Genomic DNA, 13,560 nt, shown 5'->3' with positions numbered 1-13,560 from the left:
AGTGCGACGCCGGGCTTGATCGGGAGGACCGATCCCGGGGCCATGCCGCCGGTTACCAGGCGCTCAAGAACGCCGCCTGTAAGCTGGCGAAATGTAAGCTGGCGAAACTGGCCGAACCGCTCCAACTCCACGGAAGGACGCGCTGGCCCCATCTGGCGCCGGCGAGACGGGTCCTGTATAGCCGACGCGTTCCCCCGGGGCCCGCCATGTCCTTCATTCCCGACACCACCACGCTGATCCAGTTCGCCATCGCCACCGTGATCCTGGCGATCACGCCAGGCCCCGACATGACGCTGTTCGTGTCGCGCACGCTGAGCCAGGGCCGCGCCACCGGCTTCGCCTCGATGGCCGGCGCGCTGTGCGGCACGCTGATCCACACCACGCTGGTGGTGGTCGGCGTCTCGGCGCTGATCGTCGCCTCGCCGATGGCTTTTTTCGTGCTGAAGATCTTTGGCGCCGGCTATCTCGTCTTCCTCGCCTGGCAGGCGATCGCCAAGGGCTCGGCTTTCTCGCCGGAAAAGAAGACCGGTCCGCGGATTTCCTTGTTGCGCAGCTGGGCGGCGGGGCTCGGCGTCAATTTGCTCAACCCGAAGATCATCCTGTTCTTCATGACCTTCCTGCCGCAATTCGTCTCCGCGCACGATCCGAACGCGCCGGGGAAACTGTTCTTCCTCGGCTCCATGTTCATCGTGCTGTCGATCCCGGTGACGGTGCCGATGGTGCTGGCGGCGGAAAAATTCTCGGCGGCAATGAAAGCCAGCCCCCGTGTGACGCGGGTGGTCGACTATCTCTTCGCCGGCGTGTTCTCGGCGTTCGCGCTCAAGATCCTGACGGCCCAGGCGAAGTAGAAACCTTCCACCAGCTTCCCGCCCAGCGCCCGGCGGCAAGCCAATAGAAGATCCCGCCGACCATGCCGCCACCGAGCACCGCCATGATGGCGCTGGCTTCGGTGACCGCGAAAGGGGAATCGCGGACATTGTCGACGAGGCCGAGGAAAACCCCCGCCACCACCGCGCCGGCGAGCGCGTAGAACAACCAGTCGCGCCGGCCGAGGATTTCGGCAATCAGGATGACGATCGCCGCCGGCATGAAGCCGAAATAGGCGACGAACAGGGCGACGAAGGGAATTGAAAAATAGAGCGATGCCGTTGCCGCCGGATGCGCTTGCGCCGGCGCGTAGCCGAGCGAGGCCAGGAACAGGATGTTGAGGAAGGCGCTGGCGGCCAGCGAGGCGACGGCATAACCGAACAGGATGATGGCGAAGCGCACGATGTAGGCGACGAGACGGTTCATCGGGGATCATGGCCCTTGAGACGACCGGAGCTGCGTCCGGCCAGAAGCCAGTAGACCCAGCCGGCGGCAATGCCGGCGGCGGCCAGAAAACCCAGGAAGCCCGGATTGAAAACGAAGCCTCCGGCGGAGCCCGGCACAAAAACACCAAAGGCGATCGACGTGACCGCGCCCGTGACGGCGAAGTAGAACCATCCTCGCAGCGCCAGCCGTTCGGCGACGAAGATCGCCGGGCCGACGATCAGCAGCGCGCAGATCGCCACGGTCAACACGGCGAGCGGGAAGGAGGCCAGCCAGTCGAATGTGAAAATGATCGACCAGTTGCCGTCCTCGATCCCTGCCAGAAGAACGATCAGCAGTACCGGCACCAGGATTGAGGTCAGCACGGCGGCGAGGTAGCCGACTGCGATCATGGCGAAGCGTGTGAGGCCGGCGGCGAGACGGCTCACACCTCGCCGTGCCCCGCGATCATCATGGCTTCCAGCGCCAGCCGGTCGACCTTGCGCATGCGTTCCGATTCCGACTTCAGCTGGCCGCAGGCGGCCAGGATGTCGCGGCCGCGTGGCGTGCGGATCGGCGAGGCATAGCCGGCATTGTTGATGTAGTCGGCGAACTTCTCGATCGTCTCCCAGTCCGAGCACTGGTAGTTGGTGCCCGGCCACGGGTTGAACGGGATCAGGTTTATCTTGGCCGGAATCCCCTTGAGCAGCTTGATCAGCCCCTTGGCGTCCTCGATGGAATCGTTGACGTCCTTCAGCATCACATATTCGAAGGTGATGCGCTTGGCGTTGGAGAGGCCGGGATAGGCGCGGCAGGCGGCGATCAGCTCCTTCAGCGGATACTTCTTGTTGATCGGTACCAGAAGGTCGCGCAGATCGTCGTTGGTCGCATGCAGCGAGATCGCCAGCATGACGCCGATCTCCTCGCCGGTGCGGAAAATCTCGGGCACGACGCCGGAGGTCGACAGCGTGATGCGGCGCTTCGACAGGGACAGGCCGTCGCCGTCGGAGGCGATCAGCAGCGCCTTCTTCACCGCCTCGAAATTATAGAGCGGCTCGCCCATGCCCATCATGACGATGTTGGACACTTTCCGGCCCTCGGCCGGCACGATGGCGCCATCCGGCGTGTCGCGGTCGGGGAAGTCGCCGAGCCGGTCGCGCGCGGTGAGCAACTGCGCCAGGATTTCTTCCGCGGTCAGGTTGCGCACCAACTTCTGCGTGCCGGTGTGGCAGAACGAACAGGTCAGCGTGCAGCCGACCTGCGAGGAGATGCAGAGCGTGCCTCGGCCTTCCTCGGGGATATAGACGGTCTCGATCTCGACCGGCCGGCCGGCGCCGCGGGGCGGAAAGCGGAACAGCCACTTTCGCGTGCCGTCGGCGGAAATCTGCTCCTCGACGATCTCGGGCCGGGCGACGGTGAAATGCTTGTCGAGCTCGGCGCGCAGATCCTTGGAGATGTTGAACATGCCGGCGAAGTCGGAAACGCCGCGCACATACATCCAGTGCCAGAGCTGCTGGGCGCGCATCTTTGCCTGGCGCTCCGGCACGATGCCGGATTCGACAAGAGCGGCGGCGAGTTCCGTCCGCGTGAGGCCGATCAGCGATGGCTTTTCGGTCCGCGCGGCACGGCCGCGCAAGGCGTCACGGGCGCCTTCGGCGGTAAGGTCGAGTGAAAGGGTCATGGTTGCACAGATATAAGCGGTTTGCGGCCGATTTCATCCATCGGCCCGATATGAAGCGCGGCGCATAGCACAGGTTGAGCGCGAAGTCATGCCGTGCACGCCAAACTGGGGTCCGCCGTCGGTGTCCCGATCGCCACCGTCCCCGTGAAGGACGATCGCCGCCGGTGGACGCGATGTCGTTGGCGGCGATCACTTAGTCGTGTTGGCGTAACGATCCCCATCGCGCCTTCGAACCCTGAATGGGGCAACTGTGCCCCTACAGAATGGGAGTATGCAGGATGAAATCGATCAAGCTCGCCGTCGTTGCCGGCTTCGCCGCTTTTTGCGCCTCGCAGGCGTTTGCCGAGGACGCGATGGGCACCATGAGCATGATGAAAGGCGGACAAGTGACGGCGATCATGCCCGACGGGCATATGGGCACCATGACGCCGGACGCGAAGATGGGCGCCGACATGATGAAGATGGCCAAGCCCATCAAGCACTGCATGATGATGATGACCGACGCCAAGGGCAAAGCCTACATGATCGACACCTCGACCAAGAAGGCCCAGGCCGAATGTGAAAAAATGGCTATGTGACGATCCCGCAAGGATGTTCCCGCCGGCTTGGAGGCCGGCGGGACGAGCGGCTTCCATATTCCGCGCGTCCATCCCCGCGTCTACCTGTCGATGGAGAGCGTATCGATCCCGGTGCTCTGGTCGGTTTCCGGCGGTGGCGGCGCGGCCCCGAGGGCTCGGTAGGACGGCAGGTCGGGAGCGCCGGCCGCTACGGGATTGGCGTCGAGCCGCGCGATCAGACGCTTCATTTGCGTGATCTCGCGCACCTGGGCGTCGATGATGCCGTCCGCCAGCTTTCGCACCTCCGGGTCGCGGATATGGGCGCGTTCGCTGGTCATGATCGCGATCGAGTGGTGCGGGATCATGGCCTTCATGTAAGAGACGTCGCTCACGGTTTCCTGGCTTCTGACCAGCCACAAGGCGCCAGCGAATACCAGCATGCCGCCGATGACGATGCCTACATTCGCGGCCACGCTCTCGTACATCCCCCACATGAAGCCGATCATGACGATCGCCATGGCGGCGCCCATCACGATGGCCATCCACACCCGGGTCTGGCTGAAGAAAACATGATCCAGCGCATAGGTGTTCAGGTACATGAGCCCGTACATGAGGACCGTGGAAACCAGGATCATCGCGGCGAATCTGACATAGCTCATGACTGCGGGCTCCTTGTTCAAAGGGACACAACCGCGACGGTGGGCTTTTTGATCCCGTCCGATCGGCAGACTCACACTTGATCGGCGTCATGCCTGTGTTAGGGCTGGGTTTTCCCCCCGAGGGCAGACATGGCCGGCCAATCGCGAAAACACCCCATGCTGCGGCGTTCGCGCGCCATGTGGGCCTCGCGCCGCGTCTGGCAGCCACGTCTGGTGTTCTGGGCCGGTGCGATCTCCATCGGCCTGATCAGCGTGCTCTTTGCCGTGCTGGCCGACAAGGCGCAGGCGCTTTTTCATGTCGTGATCGGCAATGACGGCGGCTGGCGTTTCTATCTGCCGCTGGCCATCACGCCGCTCGGCTTTGTGCTGTGCGCCTGGCTGGCGCACGCCTTCTTCCCGGGCTCGCAAGGCAGCGGCATTCCGCAGGCGATCGCCGCCCGCCACCTGCGCGACGACGACGACCGCAGCCATATCCTGTCGCTCAGGCTGGTGGCGGGCAAGATCGCGCTCACCCTTGTCGGCCTGTTCTGCGGCGCTTCGATCGGCCGCGAGGGACCGACCGTACAGGTCGGCGCGTCGCTGATGCTGCAGGCGGCGCGTTGGGGCGGCATGGCGCAGGCGCGCGGCCTGATCCTGGCCGGCTCGGCGGCGGGCATCGCGGCGGCGTTCAACACCCCGCTCGCCGGCATCGTCTTCGCCATCGAGGAGATGGGCCGCACTTATGAGGCGCGCACCAACGGACTGGTGCTGACAGCGGTCATCCTGGCCGGCCTCGCCTCGCTCGGCGTGCTCGGCAACTACACCTATTTCGGCGTGTCCAAGGAGACGATCTCGTTTGCCGTCGACTGGCCGCTGGTGATCGCCTGCGGCGTCATCGGCGGCGGCTTTGGCGCCTTGTTCTCGTTGCTGGCCCTCAAGGCGACACGGCGTATCCGACGCTGGAACGCGCTGCAGCCGCTGTGGCGCGCGCTGCTGGTGGCCGCGATCTGCGGACTGGCGGTCGCGGTGATCGGTATCGCCTCGGGCGGGCTGACCTTCGGCACCGGCTACGCGCAGGCGCGCAGCGCGGTCGAAGGCACGCCGCTGCCCTGGTTCTTCTTTGCCGAGAAATTCGCGGCCGGCCTGCTGTCGATGATCTCAGGCATTCCCGGCGGCATCTTCGCGCCCTCGCTGGCGGTCGGCGCCGGCATCGGCAGCTCGCTCGGCCTGATGTTCGGGAGCAGCGCGGGCGTCGCGGCCCTGCTCGGCATGGCGGGCTATTTCGCCGGCGTCGTGCAAGCGCCGATGACGGCTTTCGTCATCATCCTCGAAATGACCGGCAATCACGACAATGTCATCGGCCTGATGCTGGCTTCGATGCTGGGCTACGGCACGGCGCGGCTGATCTCGCACGAGCCGCTTTATCACGCCCTGTCGCGGGTGTTCATCGCCGAGGCGATCCGGCGGCGGCGGGCGGAGGCCGCACCGGAATCAGGGCTGGGCTGAAAAAGCAAAGGCCGGGCGTTACGGCCCGGCCTTCGGTTCAAAAACGAAGATGGCCTATTTGCACTTGGCGATCGAGGACAGCGCCGCCGAAATGCCCTTAAGCGAGAAGACATAGTTCGTGGGATTGCCGCGGCCCGACTTCGCCGACACCTTCATGTCGGTTCCGGTCTTCATCGCGGCGATCAGCACTGGCTCTTCCGCCGCGTTCTCGACCCAGGCCGATTTCCCGCGCGTGAACATCGAGAAGCTCTTCTTGTCGATGGTGACGGTGGCCTTGGAACCTTCCTGGAAATTGTAGCCGGCGATGAACTGAGGCTCATAGGACACTTGCTGGCCGGGCCGCTGGCTGACGAAGAAGAACATGTCGCCGTGGTCGAGCGTCGGCGGCTGCTTGTCGGTCGGCACGGTCAGCACGTAGCAGACCTTGCCGCCCGAAGCCTGGTAGCTGTAGGTGCCCCAGGCATTGTGCTGGCCGATCTTGGTCGCCTGCTGCGCCAGCGCCGGCGCCGCCGAGGCCGCCAGGACCAGGCTAGAAACTAGTGCAATCAATCCGCGCATCGTTTTTCCCGTATTCCAAATGGTGCGGAGGCGGGCCGCGTGGCGTCCTGCCGTCGCTTCATTTTGATTTAATCTGGGTTACCAAACGGTGAATTTCCCAAGAGAAAAGGACCTTCACCCCAGGAAACCGCCGCCATTTCCGCGCCGCCGCCTTGTCAGCGGCCGGCTCGGTGTCTCTTTGGCGACTTGGAGGCCACGAAAACGGCAAGAGTTTGACTTCTAACCCGCCGCTGAACGCCCCTGTCCAGCGGTCGAGCCGTCGCGGCGGGATTCGACCGGCGGGACTTCAGCTCTTATCGGCGATGGCGTCCTTGGCGGCTTGCCGGTGCGCGGGCGTGATATGGGCGCTGACGGCGGTGATTGCGGCGGTCAGCACGGCGATGTCGTCGGTGAAGCCGAGACCGAAGATGAAGTCGGGGATGAGATCGACCGGCAGGACGAAATAGCCGAGCGCGGCCACCAATATGCCCTTGGCACGCAGCGGCGTCTTCTTGTCCATGGCGCAGTAATAGGCGGCGACGACATCTTCCATGAACGGAATCTGCCGAGCGGCCTTCCTGGCCGTGCGCCAGAACTTTTCGCGCACTTCGCCTTCGCCGGCCAGCTTGTCGCCAAAGCCGAAGAAATCAAAACCGGATTCTTGCGCCATCAATCTCTCCTTGCGGGCCTCATGCGCGTCTCAGCGCACGTCCGCCGATCAAAATGTGGTGAAAGCTTAACCCGGCTGCAAGATGCGGGCGCCGATTTGCCGGGTCCGCGCCGGGCCTGGACGTTGGACAGCCCGTGTTCAGCCGCCGAAATAACGGTTCATCTTCTTCGCCAATTCGATGTCGAGCGCCGTCACGCCGCCGGCGTCATGCGTGTTCAGGGTAACGCTGACGGTCTTGTAGACATTCGACCAATCGGGATGGTGGTCCATCTTCTCGGCGGTCAGCGCCACCCTGGTCATGAAGGCGAAGGCTTCGGAGAAATTGGCGAAGGTGAAGGTGCGGCCGATCGAGGCGCCGTCGTCCGCCAGTGCCCAGCCATCAAGCCCTGTGAGCGCTGCTTCGGCGGCCTCCCTGCCCAGTTTCTCTCTCGTCATGTCCGCTTCCCGTGCTATTGGGCTGAAGTCGTCACCATAGCGCCGGATCCATGATCGCGAAGCCCATAAATTCCATTCTTTTCGTCTGCCTCGGCAACATCTGCCGGTCGCCGCTGGCCGAAGGCATCCTTGGCGCCGTGCTGGCTGAGCGCGGATATGGCGGCGATATCGTGCTCGATTCGGCCGCGACCAGCGGCTGGGAGGTCGGCTCCGCTCCCGACCCGCGCTCGATCGCCATCGCGTCTCACCACGGCATCGACATCTCGCGGCAGCGGGCGCGCAAGATCATGCCGGAGGATTTTCACCGCTTCGACCTGATCTTCGGCATGGACCGGTCCAACGTCGCCGACCTGAAGGCGCTGGCGCCGGCGGCGGTGCGCGACCGTATCCACCTGTTCCTGGAATTCGCCGAGGGAAGGCCGCGCGATGTACCGGACCCCTACTATGAGGACCAGCAAGCGTTTGCCGAGGTCTATCGCATGATCCGCGAGGCGTCGGAGGTGCTGGCGACACGGCTGGCGGCACGCGTATCGACGCCGGACAGCGGCCATGCCTCCTCGACGATATAGGGGCCGCCACCCACCGAATCGCGCGACGACATCAGCACGAAACGGCCGATGCGGAACGGCAGCGTCGAGAAATTGCCGCGCGCCGACAGATATTGGGCGACGTCGAGCGGGCTCGAATTGCGCAGCCGCGCCAGCGTCACATGCGGCATGAACCTGCGCGGATCGGCGGGAATGCCGAGCCGCTGGCAGATGCGCTCGATTTCGGCCTGAAGAGCCGCCAGATCGGGCGAGGACGAAGCGCCGGCCCACACCGCATGCGGCTTCTTCTGGCCGAAAGCCCCGACACCGGACAAGGTCAGCGAGAAGGAAGGGCGATGCACCCGGTCGAGAGCGTTGGCGATCTCGTCGGCGACATGGCCCTGGACGTCGCCGATGAAGCGTAACGTCAGATGGTAGTTTTCGACGTCGATCCAGCGGGCCCCGGGCAGGCCGCCCCGGAGCAGGGACAGCGAAAGGGCGGCATCACGCGGAATTTCGAGGGCGGTGAAAAGACGCGGCATGAAGAGCCTCCCTTCCTCGAATCGAAACTGTCATCCCTAGCGAATCATCGATAATCAAATGGAGCAAGTGGTTTGTTGGTCGCGGATGCAATCTACATGCAATCTAAAGCTTCCGCGGCGGAACCGGTTCCATCCGACGTCACGATCCGCCTGGCGCCGCCGCCATGGCCTTCTCGACGGTAGGCAGGATGCGTTCGACCATCAGGTCGACGCCGCGAGCACTCGGATGCAGGCCGTCCTCGAGCTGCAGGCCGGGCTGGCCGGCGACGCCGTCGAGGAAGAACGGGTAGAGCGGAACATCGTATTTGCCGGCCAGGTCGGCAAAGATGGCGTCGAAGGCGCTCTGGTAGTCGGCCCCGAGATTGGGCGCCGCCCGCATGCCGGCCAGCAGCACGGCAATCTTGCGCTCTTTGAGCCTGCCTAGCATCTCGTCCAGGTTCCGTTTCGTAATGTCGGGCGCGACGCCGCGCAGCATGTCGTTGGCGCCGAGTTCGAGGATCACCAGCTGCGTGCCCTCAGGCACCGACCAGTCGAGCCGCGCCAGGCCGCCGCTGGAGGTGTCGCCGGAGACGCCGGCATTGGCAACGATGACGTCATGGCCCTTGGCGCGAAGTGCTGCCTGCAATTTGTCGGTAAAGCCCTCGCCCGGGCCAAGGCCGTACCCCGCCATCAGGCTGTCACCGAAGCCGACGATCTTGAAAGGCGCGGCGCGCGCCGACGAAATGCCGCCGCAGATGGCGAGGAAAACGACCAGACCTGCGGCAAAGCGGCGTTTGAAAGACATGCGGCAGGCCCCATATGACAGAGAATTCTTCCGGCGATGGCTTCCGACAGGCAGAGCCTCCCTTTCCATATAGGACGCTTTCATTTTGACAGAAGCCGTCATCGCGCTGAAAGACGTATCCCTGACACTCGGCGAAGGCGCTTCGTCGGTTCATGTATTGAAGGGCGTCAGCCTCGACGTCGCGCGCGGCGAGGCGACGGGTATCGTCGGTCCGTCGGGGTCCGGCAAGTCGACATTGCTGATGGTGCTGGCAGGGCTGGAGCGGGTCGATTCCGGTACGGTGCGCATTGCCGGCGAGCTGCTCAACGGTAAAAGCGAGGACCAGATCGCTTCGTTTCGCGGCCGAAACATTGGCATCGTGTTCCAGTCCTTCCACCTCATCCCCAATATGACGGCGCTCGAAAATGTCGCCGTGCCGCTGGAACTGGCCGGCCACGCCGATCCCTTCTCGGTGGCGGAGCGGGAACTGGCGGCCGTCGGCCTCAGCGACCGCGTCACCCATTATCCCGGCGAGCTCTCCGGCGGCGAGCAGCAGCGCGTGGCGATCGCCCGGGCGCTGGCACCATCGCCGCGCATCCTGATCGCCGACGAGCCGACCGGCAACCTCGATCAGGCGACGGGGCGGCAGGTCGCCGATCTGCTGTTCGCCAAGGCCGCCGAACGCGGCATGACGCTGGTGCTGGTGACCCATGATCCGGCGCTCGCGGCGCGCTGCTCGCGCCAGGTTTCGATGCGCTCCGGCCGGATCGAGGCGCCGCCGCCGGTCAGGATCACCGCCTGATGCCGCTGGCGCGGACCTTGAAACTTGCCATCCGCTTCTCGCTGCGCGAGATGCGCGGCGGCCTGTCCGGCTTCCTCATCTTCCTCGCCTGCATCGCGCTCGGCGTGGCGGCTATCGGCGGGGTCAATTCGGTGGCCCGCTCCATCACCGCCGGTGTCGCCGATCAGGGCCAGACGCTGCTCGGCGGCGATCTTCGCTTCCAGATCAACCAGCGCGACGCCAGCCGGGCAGAACTTGGCTTTCTCGACGGGCTGGGCGTGGTTTCGCATACCGCCGGCATGCGCTCGATGGCGCGCCTGGCTGACGGATCCGACCAGGCGCTGGTCGAGGCCAAGGCTGTCGACGAGGCCTATCCGCTCTATGGCGCGCTGGAAACCGAACCGGTGCTGACGAAGCAGGAACTGTTCGGCAGGCAGTTCGGCGTTTTCGGCGCCGCGGCACCCGATCTCTTGTTCGAACGGCTGCATCTCAAGATCGGCGACCGGCTGAAGCTCGGCACCGCCACGTTCGAACTGCGCGCCAGGCTGGTGGCCGAGCCCGACGCGGTCTCCGACGGGTTCGGCTTCGCGCCAAGGCTGATGATCTCGACCGAGGGCCTGGCCGCCACCGGGCTGATCCAACCTGGCAGCCTGGTCGAGAACGCCTACAAGGTCCGGCTGCCCGCCGGTGCCGACGAGGCGCGGCTCAAGGCCATCCAGGACCAGGCGGCCAAGGATTTTCCGCAGGCCGGCTGGTCGATCCGCACGCGCAGCAACGCCGCACCGGCGTTATCCTCCAATATCGAACGCTTCTCGCAGTTCCTGACGCTGGTCGGGCTCACCGCGCTGGTGGTCGGTGGCGTCGGCGTCGCCAATGCGGTGCGCGCCTATCTCGACGGCAAGCGCGGCGTCATCGCCACCTTCAAGAGCCTGGGGGCGTCCGGCGGCTTCGTCTTTGCCGTCTACCTCGTGCAGATCCTGATCATCGCGGCACTTGGCATCGTGCTCGGCCTGGTGCTCGGGGCGCTGATGCCGTTCGCGGCGAGTGCCGCGCTTCAGTCGGTCATTCCGGTGCCGGCGCAGGGCGGCTTCTATCCCGGCGCGCTCGCCATGGCGGCCCTGTTCGGCCTGCTGGTGACGCTGGCCTTCGCGCTGTTGCCGCTCGGTCGCGCCCGTGACGTGCCGGCAACCGCGCTGTTCCGGGAGATGGGACTGGAAGGCCGGGGCCTGCCGCGCCCCGTCTATGTCGTTTGCGCGCTCGGCATCGCGCTTTTCCTGGCAGCGCTGGCGATCCTGTTTTCGGGCGACCAGCGCATCGCCTCGATCTTCGTCGGCGCCACCGTTTTTGCTTTCCTGGTGCTGCGTCTCGTCGGCGGACTGGTGCAATGGGCAGCCCGGAAAAGCCCGCGCGTGCGCTTTGTCGCGCTCAGGCTCGCCATCGGCAACATCCACCGGCCGGGGGCGCTGACGCCCTCGGTGGTGCTGTCGCTGGGGCTTGGGCTGACGCTCTTGGTGACACTGGCGCTGATTGACGGGAATCTCAGGCGCCAGATCTCCGGCAGCCTGCCGGAGCGGGCGCCGAACTTCTTCTTCGTCGACATCCAGGGCAGCGAAGTCGATGCGTTCTCCTCGCTGATGGCGAAGGAGGTGCCGCGGGGAACGCTGACCAAGGTGCCGATGCTGCGCGGCCGGGTCATGGCTCTCAACGGCGTCGATGTCGACAAGGTCAAGGTGCCTGCCGAGGGCGCCTGGGTGCTGAAGGGAGATCGCGGCCTGACCTATGACACCAGGCAACCGGAAAACGCGACGCTGACAGAGGGCAAATGGTGGCCCGACAACTATGCCGGCGAGCCGCTGGTTTCGTTTTCCGACAACGAAGGCAAGGAAATCGGGCTGAAGCTCGGCGACACCATCACCGTCAATGTGCTCGGCCGCAATGTCACCGCCCGCATCGCTAATTTCCGCCAGGTCGAGTGGGAGACGATGGGCATCAATTTCGTCATGGTGTTCTCGCCCAACACATTCGCCGGCGCCCCGCATGGCTGGATAGCCACGCTCACCGAAAAGAACGCCTCGGCGGCCGACGACGCGCGCGTCCTCAACGCCGTCACCCGCGCCTTCCCCGCCGTGACGACGGTGCGGGTCAAGGATGCACTCGACATCGTCAACCGGCTGGTCGGCCAGCTCGGCACGGCGATCCGGGCCGCGGCCGGCGTGGCGCTGATCGCCTCGGCTCTGGTGCTTGCCGGCGCGCTTGCCGCCGGCAACCGGGCGCGCATCCACGACGCTGTGGTGCTGAAGACGTTGGGCGCCACCCGGCGAACGCTGATCACGGCATTCTCTCTGGAATACATGCTGATCGGACTGGCCACAGCCATCTTCGCGCTCGCCGCCGGCAGCGCCGCCGCCTGGTTCGTGGTCGCACGCATCATGACGCTGCCATCGCATTTCATGCCCGAGGTGGCGGTGGCGACGATTGCCTTTTCGCTGGTGATCACGGTCGGCATCGGCCTTGCCGGCACCTGGCGGGTGCTCGGCCACAAGGCGGCACCCGTGCTGCGAAACCTCTGATTCGCCGGCGGGCGCCGCCTGCCCGGGTTAAATCTTGGTAAGAATGCCGTCCGAAACGGCCGGCGAAGCGGCATTTTGGCCTGTCACGAACCGTTACACCCGGTTACGGTCTTGTTCTTGACGCGAATAACCATCATATTCCGCGCAGGCATGCTGGAGCCCCCCAGCGGCGCCTGGGTCCGCAAGAGGCCCGACACCGGACGGGGCAGAAGCAACGAGGATTTCCAATGGCTGATCCCATTCGCAACTATCAGACGTCGGCGGTGCCCGGCGTCCGCGCCGAAATCGACCAGGGTCTGCGCGCCTACATGATTAAGGTCTACAATCTGATGGGGCTTGGCCTGCTCATCACCGGCCTTGCCGCCGTCGGCACGATCATGCTGGCCACCACCACCGATCCGGCTTCGGCCGTCGCGACGCTGCCGAGCGGCGAGATGCTGACCTCGTTCGGCTACGCGATCTTCGGTTCGCCGCTGCGCTGGGTTGTCATGCTGGCGCCGCTGGCCGCCGTGTTCTTCCTGTCGTTCAGGATCCAGTCGATGAGCGTCGCCGCCGCGCAGACCACCTTCTGGGTCTATGCCGGTCTGGTCGGCCTGTCGCTGTCGTCGATCTTCCTGGTCTACACCACGGCAAGCATCTCGCAGACCTTCTTCGCCACCGCCGCGGCCTTCGGCGCGCTGTCGCTGTTCGGCTACACCACCAAGCGCGACCTGTCGGCGATGGGCTCGTTCCTGATCATGGGCGTGTTCGGCATCATCATCGCCTCGGTGATCAACATCTTCCTGCAGTCGTCGGCACTGACCTTCGCCGTCTCGGCGATCGGCGTACTGGTCTTCGCCGGCCTCACCGCCTACGACACGCAGAAGATCAAGGAGATGTATTTCGAGGGCGACGCTTCCGATGTCGCGGGCCGCAAGGCCATCATGGGCGCGCTGTCGCTCTACCTCGATTTCATCAACCTCTTCATGTTCCTGCTCCAGTTCATGGGCGACCGCCGCTAAGCGGTATTGGACCATCGACTCCTGGAAGGGCGGCCCAACGGCCGCCCTTTTCTTTTAAGCGG

The 13,560-nt window shown here is 65.0% G+C and carries 16 protein-coding genes; 7 read left to right on the top strand and 9 right to left on the bottom strand.

Going from position 1 to position 13,560, the window contains the following annotated elements; genetic code table 11:
- Nucleotides 1-206 precede the first annotated feature (206 nt).
- Nucleotides 207-848 (top strand): LysE family translocator, encoded by a 642-nt coding sequence (locus FJ954_RS03390; RefSeq protein ID WP_015314951.1) that lies wholly within the window; start codon nucleotides 207-209, stop codon nucleotides 846-848.
- On the opposite strand, the gene FJ954_RS03385 is transcribed toward FJ954_RS03390, so the two are convergent.
- The 3 genes from FJ954_RS03385 to rlmN are packed head-to-tail and all read right to left on the bottom strand — an operon-like array spanning nucleotide 820 to nucleotide 2,971.
- Nucleotides 820-1,293, bottom strand: a complete 474-nt coding sequence (locus tag FJ954_RS03385; protein ID WP_015314950.1) for a hypothetical protein — start codon at nucleotides 1,291-1,293, stop codon at nucleotides 820-822. The genes FJ954_RS03390 and FJ954_RS03385 overlap by 29 nt on opposite strands.
- On the bottom strand, nucleotides 1,290-1,739 hold the full coding sequence (locus tag FJ954_RS03380; protein ID WP_015314949.1) for a hypothetical protein: 450 nt from the start codon (nucleotides 1,737-1,739) through the stop codon (nucleotides 1,290-1,292). Before FJ954_RS03380 ends, FJ954_RS03385 begins: the two co-directional genes overlap by 4 nt.
- The gene (rlmN, locus tag FJ954_RS03375; RefSeq protein WP_015314948.1) at nucleotides 1,736-2,971 is read right to left on the bottom strand and encodes a 23S rRNA (adenine(2503)-C(2))-methyltransferase RlmN; all 1,236 of its coding nucleotides are present in this window, start codon (nucleotides 2,969-2,971) and stop codon (nucleotides 1,736-1,738) included. The genes FJ954_RS03380 and rlmN overlap by 4 nt, the downstream gene beginning before the upstream one ends.
- Nucleotides 2,972-3,249: 278 nt before the next feature.
- On the opposite strand from rlmN, the gene FJ954_RS03370 reads away from it, so the two are divergent.
- Entirely contained in the window at nucleotides 3,250-3,549 is a 300-nt protein-coding gene (locus FJ954_RS03370) for a hypothetical protein (protein ID WP_140660411.1), read from the top strand.
- 80 nt (nucleotides 3,550-3,629) lie between these two features.
- Here the strand turns inward: FJ954_RS03370 and FJ954_RS03365 are convergent, their stop codons facing one another.
- A complete protein-coding gene (locus FJ954_RS03365) occupies nucleotides 3,630-4,187 on the bottom strand; it encodes a DUF305 domain-containing protein (protein WP_015314946.1) in 558 nt (185 codons plus the stop codon).
- Between the two features lie 129 nt (nucleotides 4,188-4,316).
- Here FJ954_RS03365 and FJ954_RS03360 point away from each other — a divergent pair, with 129 nt between their 5' ends.
- Nucleotides 4,317-5,672 carry a chloride channel protein gene (locus tag FJ954_RS03360; protein ID WP_140660410.1) on the top strand — a complete coding sequence of 452 codons (1,356 nt, stop codon included), beginning with the start codon at nucleotides 4,317-4,319 and terminating at the stop codon, nucleotides 5,670-5,672.
- A gap of 54 nt (nucleotides 5,673-5,726) precedes the next feature.
- Here FJ954_RS03360 and FJ954_RS03355 read toward each other — a convergent pair whose 3' ends face one another.
- From FJ954_RS03355 to FJ954_RS03345, 3 genes are all read right to left on the bottom strand, one after another.
- On the bottom strand, nucleotides 5,727-6,230 hold the full coding sequence (locus FJ954_RS03355; RefSeq protein ID WP_015314944.1) for an invasion associated locus B family protein: 504 nt from the start codon (nucleotides 6,228-6,230) through the stop codon (nucleotides 5,727-5,729).
- Between the two features lie 286 nt (nucleotides 6,231-6,516).
- The gene (locus FJ954_RS03350) at nucleotides 6,517-6,879 is read right to left on the bottom strand and encodes a YkvA family protein (protein ID WP_015314943.1); all 363 of its coding nucleotides are present in this window, start codon (nucleotides 6,877-6,879) and stop codon (nucleotides 6,517-6,519) included.
- A 138-nt stretch (nucleotides 6,880-7,017) separates the two neighbouring features.
- Complete coding sequence (locus FJ954_RS03345; RefSeq protein ID WP_015314942.1) at nucleotides 7,018-7,314, bottom strand: 4a-hydroxytetrahydrobiopterin dehydratase; 297 nt, start codon at nucleotides 7,312-7,314, stop codon at nucleotides 7,018-7,020.
- 50 nt (nucleotides 7,315-7,364) lie between these two features.
- On the opposite strand from FJ954_RS03345, the gene FJ954_RS03340 reads away from it, so the two are divergent.
- Nucleotides 7,365-7,883: a low molecular weight protein-tyrosine-phosphatase gene (locus FJ954_RS03340; RefSeq protein ID WP_015314941.1), complete on the top strand. Its 519-nt coding sequence runs from the start codon at nucleotides 7,365-7,367 to the stop codon at nucleotides 7,881-7,883.
- Here FJ954_RS03340 and thpR read toward each other — a convergent pair.
- Complete coding sequence (thpR, locus tag FJ954_RS03335; protein WP_015314940.1) at nucleotides 7,787-8,383, bottom strand: RNA 2',3'-cyclic phosphodiesterase; 597 nt, start codon at nucleotides 8,381-8,383, stop codon at nucleotides 7,787-7,789. The genes FJ954_RS03340 and thpR overlap by 97 nt on opposite strands.
- A gap of 139 nt (nucleotides 8,384-8,522) precedes the next feature.
- Nucleotides 8,523-9,167 carry an arylesterase gene (locus FJ954_RS03330; RefSeq protein WP_015314939.1) on the bottom strand — a complete coding sequence of 215 codons (645 nt, stop codon included), beginning with the start codon at nucleotides 9,165-9,167 and terminating at the stop codon, nucleotides 8,523-8,525.
- An 85-nt stretch (nucleotides 9,168-9,252) separates the two neighbouring features.
- Between FJ954_RS03330 and FJ954_RS03325 the strand changes: the two genes are divergently transcribed.
- The 3 genes from FJ954_RS03325 (at nucleotide 9,253) to FJ954_RS03315 (ending at nucleotide 13,498) form a co-directional block, all read left to right on the top strand.
- Nucleotides 9,253-9,948, top strand: a complete 696-nt coding sequence (locus FJ954_RS03325; protein ID WP_140660409.1) for an ABC transporter ATP-binding protein — start codon at nucleotides 9,253-9,255, stop codon at nucleotides 9,946-9,948.
- Nucleotides 9,948-12,497 (top strand): ABC transporter permease, encoded by a 2,550-nt coding sequence (locus FJ954_RS03320; RefSeq protein ID WP_140660408.1) that lies wholly within the window; start codon nucleotides 9,948-9,950, stop codon nucleotides 12,495-12,497. The genes FJ954_RS03325 and FJ954_RS03320 overlap by 1 nt, the downstream gene beginning before the upstream one ends.
- 227 nt (nucleotides 12,498-12,724) lie before the next feature.
- Nucleotides 12,725-13,498, top strand: a complete 774-nt coding sequence (locus FJ954_RS03315) for a Bax inhibitor-1/YccA family protein (RefSeq protein ID WP_140660407.1) — start codon at nucleotides 12,725-12,727, stop codon at nucleotides 13,496-13,498.
- Nucleotides 13,499-13,560: the final 62 nt, after the last annotated feature.

The sequence above is a fragment of the Mesorhizobium sp. B2-3-15 genome (genome assembly GCF_006442875.1).
Taxonomy (GTDB): domain Bacteria; phylum Pseudomonadota; class Alphaproteobacteria; order Rhizobiales; family Rhizobiaceae; genus Mesorhizobium; species Mesorhizobium australicum.
This window is presented reverse-complemented; position numbering and strand designations above follow the sequence as displayed.